Source organism: Nocardioides terrae (genome assembly GCF_900112345.1).
Classification (GTDB): Bacteria; Actinomycetota; Actinomycetes; order Propionibacteriales; family Nocardioidaceae; genus Nocardioides; species Nocardioides terrae.
On the sequence record NZ_FOLB01000006.1, the window covers coordinates 73,344 to 91,884 of the forward strand.

Genomic DNA, 18,541 nt, shown 5'->3' on the forward strand with positions numbered 1-18,541 from the left:
AGCACGTCTCGGTCAGGACTCGTAGGAGTTCCCGCCGACCTTCACCGGCCCCTCGCCGAGGCGGATGCCCGTCGGGTCGCACACCGCGGTGACCGGCGAGCACAGGTCGACGCCCTGGCCGGTGACCCGGATGAGACGCCCGTCGGGGGTCCAGCCGACCTGGTCGCCGAGGTCGACGGTCGCGCTCCGCCCGCCGTCGAGCTGGAGGACCTCGGACGCGGGCTGGTCGTAGACACACGCGTTGTCGTCGTCACACGTGCGCCACGGCACGAGCAGCGCGAAACGGCCGTCGGGGGAGATGCTCACGGCCGCCGGACCCTCGCCCGGCCCTCCGCCAGGACTCAGCTCGGCCACCGAGGCGCCCGTCGAGACCTCGGCGACGCGGACGGGCTGACCGCTCCTGTTCTCCAGGGCGACCCGGCCGCTCGTGCTCTCGGGGAAGCGCGCGGCCGGGAGGTGCGATGCCGTGGACACTGCGCCGGTACGCCAGTCCACGTCCAGGGTGGCGTCGTCGAGCCCGACGTACACGTGGTCGCCGTCGAGGGCGACGGGCGGCGCGTTCCAGCCGCCCCAGGTGAACGAGCCGTCGACCGGGACCGAGACGGCGACGTCCCCGCTCCGCACGTCGCGCAGGACGACGTCCCACGCGTCGTGGCCGGTGTTCCCCCGCCTCTGCGCGTAAGCCAGGTAGGGCAGCCGGGGGTCGGTGCTCGGCGCACGGTCACCGAGCGCGAGGCCGAGGCTGTGCACGCGGCCGTCGTCGCCGACGAGCGCGTAGGCGGAGTCCGGGGCGTCGGTGTAGGCGACGGTGCCGGTTCGCACCACCGTGCCGGCGGAGGTGTAGTAGATCGACTTGACCTTGTCGGGCAGCTGGGCCGTGGCCCCGTTGCCGAGGTAGAGGGTGGACCCGGCGGAGACCGCCCAGCCGGCGGGGTCGAGAGGGCTCGCCGCGGCCGGGTCCGGCGCGAGCCTGAGCCCCGACCCGTCGGACGGCATGAGGCAGACGGCCGCGACGGCCGCCGCCGCGGCCGCCGACACGGCGCCGGCGCCGAGCCGGCGACGGACGCGGGTCCGGCGCCCGCCGGCGATGATCGCCTCGGCGGGCGCGGCCGGCACCGGGACGTCCAGGGCCTCGTCGTGGAGCAGCGCGCTGAGTCGCTCAGTCATGGAGGGCTCCTTCGGGAAGGACGGCGTCGCCCAGCAGGCGGCGCAGCTTGGACAGGGCGGCCGAGGTCTGGCTCTTCACCGTCCCGGGCGAGCAACCGAGCGTGTCGGCCGTCCGCTCGACGTCGAGGTCCTCGTAGAACCGCAGCACGATCACGGCACGCTGACGGGGCGGCAGCAGGCGCAGCGCGTCCAGGACGGCCGGACGATCGCTGGGGTCGGGCTCGTGGGTCTGCTCGGGCAGGTCGTCGGAGGGCAGCTCGCGCCGCCACGACGTACGCCGGAACAGCGACCGCGCCTCGTTGAGCAGGACGGTCCTGGCGTAGCCGTAGGCGGCGTCCGGCTCGCGGACGCGGCCCCAGGCGGCGTACGTCTTGGTCAGCGCGGCCTGGGCGAGGTCCTCCGCGGCACCGTGCTCGCCGAGGAGGAGGTAGGCGCTGCGGTAGAGCGGCCGCCAGGCGTCCTGGACGAACGCCGTGAACTGCGCGTCTCCGGGTCTGCGGATCATCGGGGTCCCCATCTCGTGGTCACCCTGATAGATGCGCGCCGCGGCAGATCGGTTGGTCCGGTTCCGGAGGAATCTTCCGCGGGCTCGGCCTCATCGGCGGCCGTACTTCTTGTGCACCGCCTGCTTGGAGACCTCCAGGGCGAGCGCGATGAGCTGCCAGCTGGCGCCCTGGGCCCGGGCCCGGCGAACGGCCAGCGCCTCCGCCCGGTCGAGCTCCTCGGTCATCGCGGCGCGGGCCAGCCGGATCTCCCGCAGGGCGCGGTAGGGGTCGTCGCCGTCGGCGGAGGCGAGCGCGCTGCGGACGGGGTCGGCCATGACGTCAACCTTAGTTGACGAATGATCGATGTCAACCCTGGTTGACGGCCTCGGGCCGGGATGAGCGGCGCGCCGGCCGACACCTAGACTTGCGCCCATGCCTGAACTCTCCCGTGGCGAGGTGCGCCACCTGGCCGACCTCGCTCGGATCGACCTATCCGATGCCGAGCTCGACCACCTGGCGCCACAGCTCAACGTGATCCTCGAGTCGGTGGCGTCGATCCAGGGCGTGGCCGGTGACGACGTGGTGCCGACGTCCCACCCGATCCCGATGACCAACGTGTTCCGCGAGGACGTCGTGGTCCCGTGCCTCACCCCCGAGCAGGCCCTCGCCGCCGCGCCCGAGCGCGAGGACGACAAGTTCGCCGTCCCGCGGATCCTGGGGGACGAGCAGTGAGCTGGATCCGGAAGACCGCCGCCGAGCAGGCCGACGCCCTCGCCGCCGGCGAGGTCACCAGCGTCGAGCTGGTGCAGGCCCACCTCGACCAGATCGCCGCCACCAACGGCGACCTGAACGCCTTCCTCCACGTCGACGTCCCGGGAGCGCTGGCGCAGGCCGCCGCCTCCGACGAGCGCCGCAGCGCGGGCAGCCCGCTGCACGCGCTCGACGGCGTGCCGATCGCGATCAAGGACGTCCTCACGACCGAGGGCCTGCCGACCACCGCGGGGTCGCGGATCCTCGAGGGCTGGATCCCGCCGTACGACGGCACGGTGACCGCTCGGATCAAGGCCGCCGGTCTGCCGATCCTCGGCAAGACCAACATGGACGAGTTCGCGATGGGGTCGTCGACGGAGAACTCCGCGTACGGTCCGACCAGGAACCCGTGGGACCACGACCGCATCCCCGGCGGCTCCGGCGGCGGCTCGGCCGCGGCCGTGGCGGCCTTCCAGGCGCCGCTCGCGATCGGTTCCGACACCGGCGGCTCGATCCGTCAGCCGGGGGCGATGACCGGGACCGTCGGCGTGAAGCCGACCTACGGCAGCGTCAGCCGCTACGGCGTCATCGCGCTGGCCAACTCGCTCGACCAGCTCGGCCCGGTGACCCGCACGGTGCTCGACTCGGCGCTGCTGCACGAGCTCATCGGCGGCCACGACCCGAAGGACTCGACCTCGGTTCCCACGCCCGTGACCGGGCTGATCGAGGCGGCCCGGGAGGGCGCCAAGGGCGACCTGTCCGGCCTCAGGGTCGGCGTGGTCAAGGAGCTCCAGGGCGACGCGTGGGCGCCGGACGTCGTCGAGCGGTTCGAGGAGTCGGTCGACATCCTCAAGAAGCTCGGCGCCGACGTCGTCGAGGTGAGCCTCCCGAGCTTCGTGCACGCGATGGCCGCCTACTACCTCATCCTCCCGGCCGAGTGCTCCTCTAACCTCGCCAAGTTCGACGCGATGCGCTACGGCCGCCGGGTCACGCCCGAGGGCAGCCCGAGCGCCGAGGAGGTCATGAAGGTCAGCCGCGACGCCGGCTTCGGCGACGAGGTCAAGCGCCGCATCATCATCGGGACCTACGCGCTCTCGAGCGGTTACTACGACGCCTACTACGGCCAGGCGCAGAAGATCCGCACGCTCATCATCGAGGACTTCCGGCGCGCGTTCGAGAGCGTCGACGTCCTGGTCAGCCCCACCGCGCCGACCACCGCCTTCCCGATCGGGGAGAAGGTGGACGACCCGCTGTCGATGTACCTGCAGGACCTGGCGACCATCCCGGCCAACCTCGCCGGCGTGCCGGGCATCTCGGTCCCGTCCGGCACCTCGCGCGAGGACGGGCTCCCGACCGGCGTCCAGTTCCTCGCGCCCGTGCTCGAGGACGCCCGCCTCTACCGCGTCGGCGCCGCCCTCGAGGCGGCCCTGCTCGAGCAGTGGGGCGGACCGATCGTCCCGGCGGCGTACCAGTCGAAGGAGAGCAGCTGATGACCGAAGCGAAGCTGGCGGGGAGCGCCAGCGACCGACGCCCGACCCTCATCGACTTCGACACCGTGCTGGAGTCGTTCGACCCGGCCATGGGTCTGGAGGTCCACGTCGAGCTCAACACCGCGACGAAGATGTTCTGCGGCTGCCCGACCGGCTTCGGCGCGGCGCCGAACACCCAGGTCTGCCCGACCTGCCTCGGCCTGCCCGGCGCGATGCCGGTCGTCAACGGCAAGGCGGTCGAGAGCGCGATGCGGATCGGGCTCGCGCTCAACTGCGAGATCGCCGAGTGGTGCCGCTTCGCGCGGAAGAACTACTTCTACCCGGACATGCCGAAGAACTTCCAGACGTCGCAGTACGACGAGCCGATCGCCTTCGACGGCTACCTCGACGTCGACGTGGACGGCGAGACGTTCCGCATCGAGATCGAGCGCGCCCACATGGAGGAGGACACCGGCAAGGCCACCCACGTGGGCGGCACGACCGGCCGCATCCACGGCGCTGACTACTCGCTGATCGACTACAACCGGGCCGGCATCCCGCTGATCGAGATCGTCACCCGGCCCATCATGGGCGCGGGGGAGAAGGCGCCGCTGGTGGCGAAGGCCTATGTCTCCGCGCTGCGCGACCTGGTCAAGGCCCTCGGCGTCTCCGACGTCCGGATGGACCAGGGCTCGATGCGCTGCGACGTCAACCTCTCGCTCGCGCCGAAGGGCTCGGGGGCGCTGGGCACGCGGTCGGAGACCAAGAACGTCAACAGCCTCCGCTCGGTCGAGCGCGCCGTGCGCTACGAGATGTCGCGGCACGCGGGGATCCTCCTCGCGGGCGGCAAGGTGCTGCAGGAGACCCGTCACTTCCACGAGGACGACGGCTCCACGTCGCCGGGCCGCGAGAAGTCGGACGCCGAGGACTACCGCTACTTCCCGGAGCCCGACCTCGTCCCGGTCGCCCCGTCACGCGAGTGGGTCGAGGAGCTGCGCGGCACGCTGCCCGAGCCGCCGGCCGGCCGGCGTACGCGTCTGCAGGCCGAGTTCGGCTTCTCCGACCTCGAGATGCGCGACGTCGTCGCCGCCGGCGCGCTCGACCTGATCGCCGAGACGGTCGAGGCGGGCACGACGCCGCAGGCGGCCCGCAAGTGGTGGATGTCGGAGCTGGCGCGTCGCGCCAACGACACCGGCGTCGCGCTCGACGAGGTCGGGGTCACCCCGGCCCAGATCGTCGAGGTGCAGCGGCTGATCGACGACAAGACGATCAACGACAAGCTCGCCCGCCAGGTCTTCGAGGGCCTGTACGCCGGGGAGGGCACCCCGGCCGAGATCGTCGCCGCTCGTGGCCTGGCCGTGGTGTCCGACGACGGCGCCCTCACGGCCGCCGTGGATGCCGCCATCGAGGCCCAGCCGGCCGTCGCCGAGAAGATCCGCGGCGGCAACCACGCCGCGGCGGGCGCTCTCATCGGTGCGGTGATGAAGGCGATGGGCGGTCAGGCGAACGCCGCCCGGGTGCGCGAGATCATCATGGAGAAGCTCGCCTGAGCTGACCCGCGAGCCTGCCGCAGACGGCGACCAACGCCGTTGTGGCAGGCTCGCGCCATGACGGATCCCCGCCGCATCGCCCTGCTGATCGACGCCGACAACGCGAGCGCGAAGACGATCGACTTCGTCCTCAACGACCTCGCGGAGTACGGCGAGTGCAACATCCGCCGCGCCTACGGCAACTGGACCAAGGCCGGCCTGAAGCCCTGGGTCGCCGAGCTGCACGACGCGGCGATCAGGCCGATGCAGCAGTTCGACCTGACGGCCCACAAGAACGCCTCGGACATGGCGCTCGCGATCGACGCGGTGGAGCTCCTCCACTCGGCGTCGCCGGACGCCTTCGCCATCCTCTCGAGCGACTCGGACTTCACGCCGCTCGTGCACTACCTGCGCGAGAAGGGGCGCGCGGTCTACGGCTATGGGCGACGGAAGACGCCGGCGCCCTTCAAGAGCGCCTGCACCCGCTTCACCGAGCTCGATCGCGTGGTGCCGGGGGAGGCGAGCGAACCTACGGCGGAGCCGGAGACCTCGGCGGCCGCGTCCGGGGGAACCGGAGCGACCGCGCCGGCAAAGAAGGCAGCCCCCGCCAAGGCGGCCGCGAAGAAGGCGGCCGCGTCGCCGTCGGTCAACGACCTCAAGGGCGACGCTCGGCTCATGAACGTCCTGCGCAGTGCTATCGAGTCGGCAGCCGACGACGACGGCTTCGCCAGGGTCAGCACCGTCGGGCAGCGCATCCGGAACCAGTCCTCCTTCGACCCGCGCAACTACGGCTATGCGACGTGGACCAAGCTTTTCAAGGCGATCGACCTCTTCGAGCTCCGCGACGAGGGTTCGCAGAACGTCGCGGTGCGCGACGTACGGGAGTCCCGGGCCGGTCGGGGCTGACGGTCCGGCACTTCTGGACCTCCCGGAACAGCGGTCACTTCTGTCCCCGGGCGGGCCGCCACCACCACCACCACCGCGTCCACGACCCCCGCTACCTCAGCGAACGACAATTCAACGGCAAGATCTCGATCACCCGCAGGCGCACGTAGGCCGGACACCTCCCAGGGATGTGGGATTCACCATGCGACAGCGGTTCGTGACGTCTGCTCAGCCGGGATAGGCTGCCGTCCGCCCACCTGGGCAACATCTGAACATTCATCACGCTCGCGCGTGGGGGAAGCCGGTGGGATCCCGGCGCTGACCCGCAACCGTGTGCCCTTCCGAGAAGGGCGAGCCGGAGCACCCGCCGCGAAGCGTCCTGACCACCACGCTGTCGAGGAACACGGCGGGGCGTCCTCCTGGGGCTCTCCCGTTCGTTTGCAGCGGGAAGGAAGCCATGCGCATCGCAACACCATTGGTGGCTCTCGCCCTTGCCGCCGGAGGCATGACGGCTGTAACCAGCCCGGCCAAGGCCGCTGAGGCTAAGCCTGTCGCTTTGGGCGACGCCACCGCCTGGCTGAAGTCGCAGACGGACAGCAACGGACTGCTGCCGGGCTTCGGCAGTGCGCCGAGCATCAGTGCGACCGCCGACTTCGCGAAGAGTCTCGATGAGCTTGGGTCCGCGGACGCGGCGAGCGTCGCCATGAGCGTGAAGAACGCGGCCGCTGCCGCGCTGACGGACGATCACCGATCCAGCCAGGAGTCCGCGGAGGGCGCATGGGCTTCCCAGACGCTGGGCTCCCAAGACGACGCCCTCGTCGACGACGTCGACAGCCACATTGCACAGGGCGGTGAGGCGCTCGGCGGACGGACTGCTGACGCCGCTGCTCTGGGAAGGCTCTACGACTCCACGTTCAACGCCTACACCGGCACGGACGCCCAGGCGTGGGCCGTGCTCGCGCTGGCAAAGGCAGCCGCGCCCTCCGCAGGCGAAGCGCTTACCTATCTTCTCGGCCAGCAGTGCACGGACGGCGGCTTCCGTACGAAGTTCAGCGACGTCGACGCAACCGGCCAGACCTGTGCCGCCGATGCGGGTTCGACGGATCCCGACCTAACCTCCTCGAGTCCCGACGCCACGGGCACGGCGGTGATCTTCCTCTCTGCACTGCCGGCCAAGGACGCCACCGTCACCGACGCTCTCGAGCGGGCCGTTGACTGGCTTACGGCACACCAGGACCCCTCCGGCAGCTTCAGCGAGTACTACGGGGTGAGCGGCAACAGCACCGGCATCGCCGGCCGCGCGCTGCGGCTCAGCGACAAGATCGAGGCGGCCACCAAGGCGGCGACGTGGCTCCGTCGCCACCAGGCGGCCCCCGTCGGAGTGTGCGCCTCGCCGCTTGACGGCGACCGTGGCGCCCTCTCCTACGATGACGACACCTACGCAGCGAACCGCACCGACGGCCTGGCCGACGCGTTCGCCCTGGGGTCGGCGATTTCGGTGACCGCCCAGTCCCTCGCCGCGCTCGCGGCGCTCCCGGCCGGCAACCCGGTGCCGACCCTCACGCAGGCGGCACCCGTCGTTCCGGGAGCCCGGGTGTCGATCAACATCGTGGGCGCCAACGCAGGTGACGCTCTTTGCCTCAGTATCGGTGGCGGTCATCAGCTCCTCGCTGCCGGCGCCACGTCCGCAACCGTCACCGCGCCCACGGGCGTTGCGTCGACGCCGTTCTCGGTGCAAACCGCCTCCGGAGCCGCCGCGACCGGCACCCTGCGGATCAACACGGCGACGAGGCTCGGGGTCGCGGCGCCGAAGAAGATCAAGCGTGGCAAGCGCGTCAGGGTCGTCGTCAGGGGCCTTTGGGCGGGCGAGCGGGTGACCGTGAAGCTCGGCAAGAAGCGGCTCGGCAGCGCCGTCGCCAACACTGCTGGCACCGCCACCCTGCGCAAGAAGGTCGCCAAGAAGACCAAGACCGGCAGGAAGGCGATCACCGTGACCGGCCGCTTCACCGACCGGGTTGGCAAGAGGAACATCAGGGTTGTCCGATGACTCGTAGGCTCGGCGGCCTGCTGGCCGCGCTTCTTCTGGCGACGGCGACGTTCGTCGGCCTGAGCGCGCCGCAGGCCCAAGCGGCGTACTGCTCGGGATCCGGCGTCGGCGTTGTGGTCGACTTCGGCGACCTCGGCGGCGGCGTTCGGACGGACTGCGGCTCCGGCTCCAAGGCGTCCACCGCGTTCACGAGCGCGGGCGTCACGCTCGAGAACGACGGCCAGGGCTTCGTCTGCCGAGTCGCGAGCAAGCCGGACCCAGGCAAGGAGTGCATGGCGACCAACGCCTACTGGGCCTTGTTCGTTTCCAAGCAAGGCGGTGCGTGGACCTATGCGAGCCAGGGTGTCTACACCCAGCCGGTCAGCAGCGGCGACAGCGTCGCATTCGTGTGGCAGTCATCGAACTCTCGGAAAACGCCGGGCGCGGATCCTCAGCCACTCCCGCGGCCCTCGGCTCCAGTGACTTCGGAGGCGCCGTCGACCGCACCGACGAAGCGCCCGAGCCCGAAGCCGATGAAGAAGCGGTCCACTGCGCCGGCGGCGCCGACCCCGACCGCCGCGGGCGTCAGCGTGACTCCCTCGGCGGAGGCGAAGGCGACGCCGGGCGCGACCCCGACGGCCGGCACGTCGGCGCCTGCGGCGCCCACCGCTGACCCGGCCTCGACCGAGGCGGCGACCCTGAGCCCGACGACCACGGAGCTGACCGCCACGGAGTCAACCAGCACGGACGTCGACGCCCAGCCGACCGCGGCGGACAGCGATGGCGACGGCGGCGGTCTGCCGGGCTGGGTGCCGCCGGTCATCGTCGTCCTCCTCGCGGCTGCGGCCGGCGGCGTGGCCTGGGTCCGAAGGGCACGATGACCGGACGCGTGGCTCGCGACCTCCACCCGATCGCCTGGTGGCTCTGGGCGATCGGGCTGGCGGCGTACGCCTCGCAGACGACCAACCCGTGGTTGCTCCTGCTGCTGGTCGGGGTGGCCGCGCTCGTGGTGAGCGCGCGCCGCTCCGACCAGCCGTGGGCGCGCTCCTTCCGCCTCTACGTCGCGGCCGGGTTCGTCATCGTCGCGATCCGGGTCGGCTTCCGGATCCTGCTCGGCAGCGGGTACGGCGGCACGGTGCTGTTCGACCTGCCGCAGATCCCGCTGCCCGACTGGGTGCTCGGCATCACCCTGCTCGGGCCGGTGACGCGCGAGTCGCTCCTGGCCGGCCTCTACGACGGTCTGCGGCTGGCCGCGATCGTGATCTGCGTGGGTGCCGCCAACGCCCTGGCGAACCCGAAGCGGCTGCTGCGCACGATGCCCCCCGCGCTCTACGAGATCGGGACCGCCGTCGTGGTCGCCGTGACGGTCCTCCCGCAGCTGGCCGAGAGCGTCCAGCGGGTGCACCGCGCGCAGCGGCTGCGCGCCGGGCACGGCGGGAAGCGGGGGCGGCTGCGCCGCTTCCTCGTCCCCGTCCTCGAGGACGCCCTGGAGCGCTCGCTGGTCCTCGCCGCGGGCATGGACACCCGTGGCTACGGCAGGGCCGGCGACGCGACGCCTCGCGAGCGCCGCGTCACCGGCACGCTGATGGTCACCGGCCTGATCGGCGTCTGCATCGGCGCCTACGCCCTGCTCGACCAGACCTTCCTCGGCGGCTCCTGGGGGCCGGTCAGCCGGGGTGCCGTCGTGATGGTGGCCGGTGTGGCCGTCTGCGTGGCGGGCATGGCGGCGGCCGGGCGACGCGTCAGGCGCACCGTCTACCGCCCGGACCCCTGGCGCTGGCCCGAGACCGCGGTGGTGGTGACCGGCGCGGTGGCCGGTGCCGTCGGCTCGTGGGTCGCGCAGCACGACTACGCGGTGGCGACCCCGGCGCTCGACGCGTCGCCGCAGGTCAGCCTCCTGGCCCTGGCCGGGGTCATCGTCGCGCTCCTCCCTGCCGTGATCGCTCCGGCGCCGCGACTCGTCGCCTCGCGCCGGGACCTGGAGGTCGCGGCATGAAGCACCCGCTGCTCGAGCTGCGAAGCATCACCGTCACGCTCCCCGAACGCGAGCACCCCGTGCTCGACCACGTGGACCTCGCCGTCGAGGAGGGCGAGCTGCTGCTCGTCTCCGGCCCGACCGGATCGGGCAAGTCGACGCTGCTCGGCGTCGTCGCCGGCGTCGTCCCGCGCTTCTCGGGCGGCACCCTCGGCGGCGACCTGCTCCTGGACGGGACGTCGATCGTGCGGATGCCGCCGCGCGAGCGCGCCGCCGCCATCGGCTACGTCGGTCAGGACCCGGCGGCAGGCTTCGTCACCGACACCGTGGAGGAGGAGCTGGCCTACGGGATGGAGCAGCTCGGGCTGCCGCCGGCCACGATGCGCCGTCGCGTGGAGGAGACCCTCGACCTGCTCGGCATCGCAGACCTCCGCGACCGCGACCTGCGCACGCTCTCCGGCGGCCAGCAGCAGCGGGTCGCGATCGGCTCCGTCCTGACCATGCACCCTCGACTGCTCGTCCTGGACGAGCCGACCAGCGCGCTCGACCCGACCGCCGCCGAGGACGTGCTGGCCACGCTCACCCGCCTGGTGCACGACCTCGGCGTCAGCGTGCTGCTCGCCGAGCACCGTCTCGAGCGGGTCATCCCCTTCGCCGACCGCATCGCCCTGCTGACCGGCGACGGATCGGTCCGGGTCGGAGCGCCGGCAAGCGTGCTGGCCGGCTCGCCCGTCGTACCGCCGCTGGTCGAGCTCGGACGCGCCGTCGGTTGGGACCCGCTCCCGTTGACGGTCCGCGACGCCCGCCGGATGGCTCGGAGCCTCGGCCTCGACGACGATCCGCCGGTCGGGCCCGGGCCCGCAGCGGCCGGCGTCGAGACCGTCGCAGCCCGCAAGGTCACGGTCCTGCGTGGCGCCCGTGCGGCTCTCCACGAGGTCGGCCTGACGCTCGCCGAGGGCACCGTCACCGCGCTGATGGGTCGCAACGGCGCCGGCAAGTCGACGCTCCTCTGGACGCTCCAGGGCACCCAGAAGCGCAACGGCGGCACGGTCACGGTGGCCGGCGCGGACCCGGCGAAGGCGAGCCCCGACCAGCGCCGCGCGTACGTCGGCCTGCTGCCCCAGACCGCCGCCGACCTGCTCTACCTCGAGACCGTGGAGGAGGAGTGCCGGGCCGGTGGCCCGCGGACGCGCGAGATCCTCGACCAGCTGGTGCCGGGCATTCCCGGTGACCGCCATCCGCGCGACCTCTCCGAGGGGCAGCGCCTCGCCGTCGCGTTGAGCCTCGTGCTGGCCGCCGACCCGCCCGCGCTGCTCCTGGACGAGCCGACCCGTGGCCTCGACTACGCCGCGAAGCATGCCCTGGCGACGCTGCTGCGCCGGTTCGCCGCGCAGGGACGGACGGTCCTGGTGGCGACCCACGACGTCGAGTTCACCGCCCAGGTCGCCGACGGGGTGGTCGTGCTCGCGGATGGCGAGGTCGTCTCCGCCGGCCCGACGCGGCGGGTCGTCGCCGAGTCGCCGTCCTTCGCACCCCAGGTCACCAAGGTGCTCGGCGCGCCCTGGCTGCGGGTGGACGAGGTCGTCTCCGCCCTCGCGACGCGGGAGGGCAGCATTCGATGATTCGGATGACCCGCCGTTCCGCGCTGATCCTGGCGATCGCCAGCCTGGTCGGGCTGATCACGCTGGCCTGGCCGCTGCTCCTCGACGACCCCTCCAGCACGCAGGTGCAGCCGCCGTTCGTCTTCCTCGCCCTGCTGCCGGTCGTCGTGGCCGTCGTCCTCGCCGAGCTCGCCCAGGGCGGGCTCGACCCTCGGGTGCTCGCGATCCTGGGCGTCCTGACCGCGATCGACGCGGTGCTGCGCGGGGTCTCGGCCGGGACCGGCGGCGTCGAGCTCGTCTTCTTCCTCATCGTCCTGGCCGGGCGGGTCTACGGCCCGGCGTTCGGCTTCGTGCTCGGCTGCACCAGCCTGTTCGTCAGCGCCCTGGTGACCGCGGGCGTCGGCCCCTGGCTGCCCTACCAGATGCTCTGCACGGCGTGGATCGGCCTCGGCGCCGGCCTGCTCCCGCGAGCCCGTGGCAGGGCGGAGATCGCGTTGCTGGCCGGCTACGGCGTGGTGGTCTCCTACCTCTACGGCCTCCTGCTCAACCTGCAGGGTTGGCCCCTCCTCGCCGGGGTGGCGATCCCCGGTCACCACGAGCAGCTCGCCTTCGACCCGGCCGCCGGCCTCGGGGAGAACCTCGCGGTCTTCGCTCGCTACACCCTGGTCACGTCGACGACGAGCTATGACTCCGTCCGCGCGATCACCACGGCGGTCGCCATCGTCGTGCTCGGCGGGGCGGTGCTCACGCCACTGCGCCGGGCGGCCCGCCGGGCCACGGTGACCGGCGAGGTGGGAGCCGGCGACGCCGCAACGGACGCCGACCGCGCGGTGACGGACACAGGCCGTCCGGCGCGCACCGTCAGCCGGGGCTGACGGCGCCGGTCGACCCGCGCACCACGAGCTGCACGGGGACATCGCGGTCGTCCGGATCGGCCCCCGCGATCAGGGCGAGGAGCGCGCGGACGCCGCGCTCGCCGAAGAGCTCGGCGTCGAAGCGGACCGCGGTGAGCTCGGGGTCGACGGCGGTGGCGACCGCGAAGTCGTCGAGCGCGACGACCGACACGTCCTGGGGGACCTGCAGGCCCCGTCGCCGCAGCTCCTTGTAGGCACCCGCCGCGATCCGGTCGTCATCGCACACCAGCGCGGTCGGACGTGGTCCCGCCTCGTCGAGGGCCGCCGCCGTGGCGGCGGCTCCACCGGGCACGGTCAGCGCGGTCGGGACGACGCGGAGCGACGCGTCCGGAACCGACGCGAGCCGTGCCGCCACCGCCCCGGCCCGGACCTCGAAGGTCCACGAGGGCACGTCGGCGGACAGGTGCACGAACCGCCGGTGGCCGTGTCCGAGCAGGTGCTCGACGGCCTGCCGGGCGCCGTCGGCGAGGTCCACGTTGACCGTCGGAGCACCGGCGTCGGGAGAGCTGTCGAGCATCACCAACGGCAACCGGTCTCCCCGGATCGTGCTGAGCGCCTCGGCCGACATCGACGACGCCAGCACCCCGTCGACGGTGCTCTGGGCCGAGGCGAACGGGTCGCGGGCGGGTGCGGTGACCGTCGGCGAGAGGTAGAGGATCACGCCGAAGTCCTGCTCGGCCGCCGCCCGGGCGGCGCCGGCGTAGAGATCGGCGAAGTACTCCGTCGTCAGCGCCGGCACGACGAGCAGCAGCGTCCGCGCGCTGCCCAGTCGCAGCTGGCGGGCCGCGAGGTTGGGCCGGTAGCCGAGCGTCGCGGCCGCCTCGCGGACCCGCGCGGCGGTCGCGGCGGACACCCTGCCCCGCCACTTCTCGCCGAGCACCATCGAGACGGCCGCCTGCGAGACACCCGCGGCCTGGGCCACGTCTCGGCTGGTGGGGCGGGGGCTCGGCACGGGGCATCCGATCTGACTTGTTCGGCGGGACGGAGTGATGTTACGAATGACCCCAGCACGTTATACGTACAACGAAGGGCATGGCGATGGGCTATCTCGAGGTGCTCCGGCACCGCCACGTCGCGCGCCTGCTCACCGGCACGCTCGTCGGCCGGCTGCCCAACGCGATCGCCGCGATCGCCCTGGTGCTGTTCGTGCGCGAGGAGGGCGGCAGCTATGCGCTGGCCGGGGGCCTCGCGGCCGTCTACGGCGTGGGCAACGCGATCGGCCAGCCGCTCCTCGGTCGGCTCGTCGACCTGCAGGGCCAGCCGCGCGTCCAGCTGCCCGCGGCCCTCGTGACCGCGGGTGCCACCGTTGTCTTCGCGCTCGTCGGCATCGACCACCTCGCCGTCGCCTACTCCGCCGTCGCGGCCGCCGGACTCTCCGCCCCGCCGCTCGAGGGCGGCCTCCGGGCGCTCTGGCCCAGCGTGCTCAGCAGGAACGAGCTGGTCCACACCGCCTACGCGATGGATGCCGTGGCGCAGGAGGTCATGTTCACGGTCGGCCCGCTCCTGCTGACCCTGTGCGCGGCCGCCTGGTCGGCCCAGGGGGCGCTCCTGCTGCTCCAGCTGCTCGGCGTCGGCGGCGCGCTGGCCGTCGTCACGTCGCCGCCCTCGGCCGGGTGGCGCTCGGCCCCGCGCACGGCTCACTGGCTCGGCGCACTGCGCTCACCCGCCCTCCTGGTCATGCTCACCGCGTTCCTCTTCGTCGGCGTCGCGCTCGGCTCGATCACGGTCGCCGCGCTGTCCTACTCCGACACGCGCGGTGGCGACGCCACCTACGGCTGGCTGATGGCCGCGCTCGGGCTCGGCTCGCTCATCGGCGGGACGGCGTACGGCGCCCGCCAGTGGGGCGGCGAACCGGAGCCGAGGCTGATGGTCCTCCTCGCGCTGCTGGCCGCGGGCTACGTCCCGCTGATCGCCATGCCGGAGCGCGTCGCGATGACCGCGCTCAGCGTGGTCGCCGGCGTCTTCCTCGCGCCCTGCATCGCGTGCGCTTTCGTGATCATCGACCGCCATGCGCCCGTCGGGACGGTCACCGAGGCGTTCTCCTGGCTCGTCACGGTGTTCACGGTCGGCGCGGCCGTCGGCACCGCGGTCGCCGGGTCGGTGGTCGGCGAGCACGGCGCCCGGGCCGGCTTCGGCGTCCCTGGTGCCGCGGCGGTCGTGGCGGTCCTCGTCGTCACCGGCGGGGCACGGGTGCTCACGAGACCCGCCCGCACGCTCGAGCCGGCCGGCTGACCGGCGCCGCGAACCGGTCGAGAGGTGCGGGAGACCCGAATCGGCTCGACCGGCGGTCAGTCGACGACCGGCACCGCGGGCCGCGCGGTCCGCGTCATCCCGATGCTCGCGATGACCACGCAAGTCAGCGCGACCCACTGCACCGCGCTCAGCAGCTCGCCGACGACGGCCCACCCGGCGAGGGCGGCGGCGGCCGGCTCGAGGCTCATCAGGACCCCGAAGACCGAGGGGGGCAGCGACCGCAGCGCGACCAGCTCGCAGGAGTAGGGGATCACCGAGGACAGCACCCCGACCGCGAGGCCGACGGCCCAGATGTGGCCGCTCCCCAGGTCGCCGGCGTGCGCGCCCAGGGCGAGCGGGCTGAGCAGCACCAGCGCCACGATGCTCGCCGCCGCGAGCCCCTCCAGCCCCTCCCAGCGCCGTCCGGTCCGCGCGCTGAGCAGGATGTACGACGCCCAGGCGGCCCCGGCCAGCAGCGAGAAGGCGACCCCCGCGACCGTCAGGTCGCCGCGCTCGAACCCCAGCAGCAGCACGCCGAGCGCGGCGAGCGCGACCCAGACCAGGTCCCTGGCGCGCCGCGACCCGACGACGGCGAGCGTCAGCGGCCCGATGAACTCGATCGTCACCGCGATGCCCAGCGGGATCCGCGAGAACGCCTGGTAGATCGCCCAGTTCATCGTGCCGAGCGCGACGCCGAAGCCGACGACGACGGCCCAGTCGCCGCGGCTGCGTCCGCGCAGTCGTGGCCGGGCCCAGGCCACGAGCACGACCGCGCTGGTGAACAGCCGGAGCCACACGATCGTGGTCGGGGCGACCTCGTCGAAGAGCGTCTTCGCCAGCGCGGCGCCGAGCTGGACGGACGCGATGCCGACGACGACCAGCAGGACGGGGAAGCGGCTCGTGGACATCGAGCCGCAGCCTATGCGTCGCCGCGGGCTAGAGCTGCTCGGGCTGGTAGAAGGGGATCTGCAGCTCCTCGGTCGTCGGGCCCAGGCTGGGCTCGGGCACCGCGGCGGTGATCGTCGACCCGTCCGGGCGGGTGCCGCCGACCTGCGGGCCCTCGTCCACGTGACCGGAGGCGCGCGGGCCGTGGTGGGCCAGCTCGACGACGAGCGGCTCGTCCTGGCGGACGACGTACGACGTCCCGCGGATCTTGACCGCCACCGGACCCGGACCCTCCTTGATCAGGAGGGCGATCCGCTCCTCCGTGATCCGGACCTCGAGCCGCGTCCCGCGCCAGAGCACCTTGAAGCTCAGCGACCCCCATGGCTGCGGCAGCCGCGGGTCGAAGGAGAGGGTGCCGCCGTCGTTCAGGTTCCCGTGGTCGCGCATCCCGCCGAAGCCGAAGACGAGCGCCGACCAGACGCCGCCCGTGGAGGCGACGTGCATCCCGTCGACGGTGTTGCCGTGCAGGTTCATCAGGTCGACGTAGAGCGCGTCGTGGAAGTAGCGCAGCGCCGCCTCGTGGTAGCCGACCTCCGCCGCGATGATCGACTGCACCACGGCCGAGAGCGTCGAGTCGCCGGTGGTGATCGGGTCGTAGTACTCGAAGTCGGCCCGCTTCTCCTCGAGGCTGAAACGGTCGCCCTGGAGGAAGAGGGCGAGCACCACGTCGGCCTGCTTGAGCACTTGGAACCGGTAGATCACCAGCGGGTGGTAGTGGAGCATCAGCGGCCGCAGCTCCTGCGGTGTGTTGGGGAGGTCCCACACCTCGCGCTCGAGGAAGAAGTCGTCCTGCGGATGGATACCGAGCCCCTCGTCGAAGGGGATGTGCATGCCCTTGGCGCAGCGTGCCCACTCCTCGACCTCGCCGTCGTCGAGCTTGAGCCGGGCGCGCATCTGGGCATAGTCGCGCGGGTGCCGCCGGCGGACCAGGTCGACCGCGGCGACGGCCTGCTCGAGGTTGTAGCGGGCCATCACGTTGGTGAAGAGGTTGTTGTTGACGACGGTCGTGTACTCGTCGGGGCCGGTGACCCCGTGGATGTGGAACGACGGCACGCCGTTGTGGCGCCAGAAGCCGAGGTCGGCCCACATCCGGGCGGTCTCCACGAGGATGTCGATGCCCTCCCGGATGAGGAAGCCCTGGTCGCCGACGGCCTGGACGTACTTCGTGAGGGCGTAGGCGATGTCGGCGTCGATGTGGACCTGCGCCGATCCGGCGGCGTAGTAGGCCGAGGCCTCCTCGCCGTTGATGGTGCGCCAGGGGAAGAGCGCGCCGCTCGCCGCGAGCTCGGCCGCCCGGTCGCGGGCCGCCCCCAGCATCACCGACCGGAAGTGCAGGGTGTTCCGCGCCCGCTGCGGCTGGGTGTAGGTCAGGAACGGGATCACGTAGACCTCCGTGTCCCAGAAGTAGTGGCCCTCGTAGCCCGAGCCGGTCACGCCCTTGGCGGGCACGCCGAGGCCGTCGGCGCGCCCGGTCGCCTGGGCGAGGCTGAAGAGGTTGAACCGGATCGCCTGTTGGAGCGCCGCCGTGGTGGGGTCCTCGTGGACGCCGCCGGCGGCGGTGATCTTGACGTCGGCGGCGTCCCAGAAGGTCCGGAACCACTCCTCCTGCTCCTCGAGCAGCCGGGCGACACCGATCCGGTGCGCCCGGTCGAGGGTCCGGTCGCACCGGTCGGACAGCTCGCGGACGGGGACGCCCCGCGACGAGTGGTAGGTGACGACCTTCTCGATCCGGAGCGGCGTGCCCTCGGTCGCGTCGACGCGGAAGACCATCTTGCACTTGTCGTCCTCGGCCCGGACGACCGTCTCGTAGCTGTCGGTCGTGCTGATCCGGTGGTCGGCCGCGACCGCGAGCGTCATCCCCGAGCGGTTGGTCTGGAAGCCCAGCATCATCCGCTCCTCGGTCGCGTAGCTCATCCGGGGGAGCAGGACCCGGTCCTCGAAGGCCGCCGCCTTGCGGGGGTCCATGCCGACGCCCTGGGCTGTCCGGGTCAGGTTGTACTCGTCCTTCCCGTCCTGCCGGTTGAGCAGCTGGGAGGAGATCACGACCGGTGCGTCGCCATGGAGCATCTCCACCTCCACGCTGAGCAGGGCGAGGTGGCGCTGGGTCATCGACACCACGCGGGTGGTGTTGATGCGGACGCGCTTGCCGGACGGCGTCCGCCAGATCAGGCTGCGGCGCAGCATGCCGTCGCGGAAGTCGATGCTGCGCTCGTACTCCTCCAGGTCGGCGGTGCCGAAGGTGAGCGGCTCGTCGTCGACGTAGATCTTCATGACCTTGGCGTCGGGGACGTTGACGATGGTCTGGCCGGTGCGCGCGAAGCCGAACGCGTTCTCGGCGTGCCGGATCGGCCAGGTCTCGTGGTAGCCGTTGATGAAGGTGCCGTGGACGAACGCGGGGCGTCCCTCCTCGGGGTTGCCACGCATGCCGAGGTAGCCGTTGCCGACCGCGAAGAGCGTCTCCGTCAGCCCCAGGTCGTCGGGGTTGTAGCCGGTCTCGACCAGCCGCCACGGGTCGACGGGGAAGCGGCCGCGGTCCATCGGGTCGGGGCCGACGCCCGACATG

16 protein-coding genes and 1 riboswitch are annotated in these 18,541 nt (G+C 72.4%); of the genes, 10 read left to right on the forward strand and 6 right to left on the reverse strand.

Annotated features, from left to right (window positions below; genetic code table 11):
- Positions 1-12 precede the first annotated feature (12 nt).
- From BM236_RS09695 to BM236_RS09705, 3 genes are all read right to left on the reverse strand, one after another.
- On the reverse strand, positions 13-1,167 hold the full coding sequence (locus BM236_RS09695) for a hypothetical protein (protein ID WP_091123005.1): 1,155 nt from the start codon (positions 1,165-1,167) through the stop codon (positions 13-15).
- Positions 1,160-1,672 carry a SigE family RNA polymerase sigma factor gene (locus tag BM236_RS09700; RefSeq protein WP_091123335.1) on the reverse strand — a complete coding sequence of 171 codons (513 nt, stop codon included), beginning with the start codon at positions 1,670-1,672 and terminating at the stop codon, positions 1,160-1,162. Before BM236_RS09700 ends, BM236_RS09695 begins: the two co-directional genes overlap by 8 nt.
- Positions 1,673-1,762: 90 nt before the next feature.
- Positions 1,763-1,987 (reverse strand): transcriptional regulator, encoded by a 225-nt coding sequence (locus tag BM236_RS09705; protein WP_091123006.1) that lies wholly within the window; start codon positions 1,985-1,987, stop codon positions 1,763-1,765.
- A 97-nt stretch (positions 1,988-2,084) separates the two neighbouring features.
- Between BM236_RS09705 and gatC the strand changes: the two genes are divergently transcribed.
- From gatC to BM236_RS09750, 9 genes are all read left to right on the forward strand, one after another.
- Positions 2,085-2,384, forward strand: a complete 300-nt coding sequence (gene gatC, locus BM236_RS09710) for an Asp-tRNA(Asn)/Glu-tRNA(Gln) amidotransferase subunit GatC (RefSeq protein ID WP_091123008.1) — start codon at positions 2,085-2,087, stop codon at positions 2,382-2,384.
- Positions 2,381-3,892 (forward strand): Asp-tRNA(Asn)/Glu-tRNA(Gln) amidotransferase subunit GatA, encoded by a 1,512-nt coding sequence (gene gatA / locus BM236_RS09715; RefSeq protein ID WP_091123010.1) that lies wholly within the window; start codon positions 2,381-2,383, stop codon positions 3,890-3,892. The genes gatC and gatA overlap by 4 nt, the downstream gene beginning before the upstream one ends.
- Positions 3,892-5,421, forward strand: coding sequence for an Asp-tRNA(Asn)/Glu-tRNA(Gln) amidotransferase subunit GatB (gatB, locus tag BM236_RS09720; RefSeq protein ID WP_091123012.1), 1,530 nt, complete (start codon positions 3,892-3,894; stop codon positions 5,419-5,421). The genes gatA and gatB overlap by 1 nt, the downstream gene beginning before the upstream one ends.
- A gap of 57 nt (positions 5,422-5,478) precedes the next feature.
- The gene (locus BM236_RS09725; RefSeq protein WP_091123015.1) at positions 5,479-6,306 is read left to right on the forward strand and encodes an NYN domain-containing protein; all 828 of its coding nucleotides are present in this window, start codon (positions 5,479-5,481) and stop codon (positions 6,304-6,306) included.
- A gap of 244 nt (positions 6,307-6,550) precedes the next feature.
- A riboswitch (cobalamin riboswitch) is annotated at positions 6,551-6,671 on the forward strand.
- Between the two features lie 170 nt (positions 6,672-6,841).
- Positions 6,842-8,332: a prenyltransferase/squalene oxidase repeat-containing protein gene (locus BM236_RS09730; RefSeq protein WP_091123017.1), complete on the forward strand. Its 1,491-nt coding sequence runs from the start codon at positions 6,842-6,844 to the stop codon at positions 8,330-8,332.
- Complete coding sequence (locus BM236_RS18690) at positions 8,329-9,192, forward strand: hypothetical protein (protein WP_139230073.1); 864 nt, start codon at positions 8,329-8,331, stop codon at positions 9,190-9,192. The genes BM236_RS09730 and BM236_RS18690 overlap by 4 nt, the downstream gene beginning before the upstream one ends.
- Positions 9,189-10,307: a CbiQ family ECF transporter T component gene (locus BM236_RS09740; RefSeq protein ID WP_091123022.1), complete on the forward strand. Its 1,119-nt coding sequence runs from the start codon at positions 9,189-9,191 to the stop codon at positions 10,305-10,307. The genes BM236_RS18690 and BM236_RS09740 overlap by 4 nt, the downstream gene beginning before the upstream one ends.
- On the forward strand, positions 10,304-11,908 hold the full coding sequence (locus BM236_RS09745; RefSeq protein ID WP_091123024.1) for an ABC transporter ATP-binding protein: 1,605 nt from the start codon (positions 10,304-10,306) through the stop codon (positions 11,906-11,908). The genes BM236_RS09740 and BM236_RS09745 overlap by 4 nt, the downstream gene beginning before the upstream one ends.
- A gap of 5 nt (positions 11,909-11,913) precedes the next feature.
- On the forward strand, positions 11,914-12,762 hold the full coding sequence (locus tag BM236_RS09750) for an ECF transporter S component (protein WP_245750239.1): 849 nt from the start codon (positions 11,914-11,916) through the stop codon (positions 12,760-12,762).
- Here BM236_RS09750 and BM236_RS09755 read toward each other — a convergent pair.
- Positions 12,749-13,753 carry a LacI family DNA-binding transcriptional regulator gene (locus BM236_RS09755; RefSeq protein ID WP_217645286.1) on the reverse strand — a complete coding sequence of 335 codons (1,005 nt, stop codon included), beginning with the start codon at positions 13,751-13,753 and terminating at the stop codon, positions 12,749-12,751. The genes BM236_RS09750 and BM236_RS09755 overlap by 14 nt on opposite strands.
- An 80-nt stretch (positions 13,754-13,833) precedes the next feature.
- Between BM236_RS09755 and BM236_RS09760 the strand changes: the two genes are divergently transcribed.
- Entirely contained in the window at positions 13,834-15,033 is a 1,200-nt protein-coding gene (locus BM236_RS09760) for an MFS transporter (protein ID WP_091123029.1), read from the forward strand.
- Positions 15,034-15,089: 56 nt separating this feature from the next.
- On the opposite strand, the gene BM236_RS09765 is transcribed toward BM236_RS09760, so the two are convergent.
- Positions 15,090-15,941, reverse strand: a complete 852-nt coding sequence (locus BM236_RS09765; RefSeq protein ID WP_091123032.1) for an EamA family transporter — start codon at positions 15,939-15,941, stop codon at positions 15,090-15,092.
- A gap of 28 nt (positions 15,942-15,969) precedes the next feature.
- On the reverse strand, positions 15,970-18,540 hold the full coding sequence (locus BM236_RS09770; RefSeq protein WP_091123034.1) for a glycoside hydrolase family 65 protein: 2,571 nt from the start codon (positions 18,538-18,540) through the stop codon (positions 15,970-15,972).
- Position 18,541: the final 1 nt, after the last annotated feature.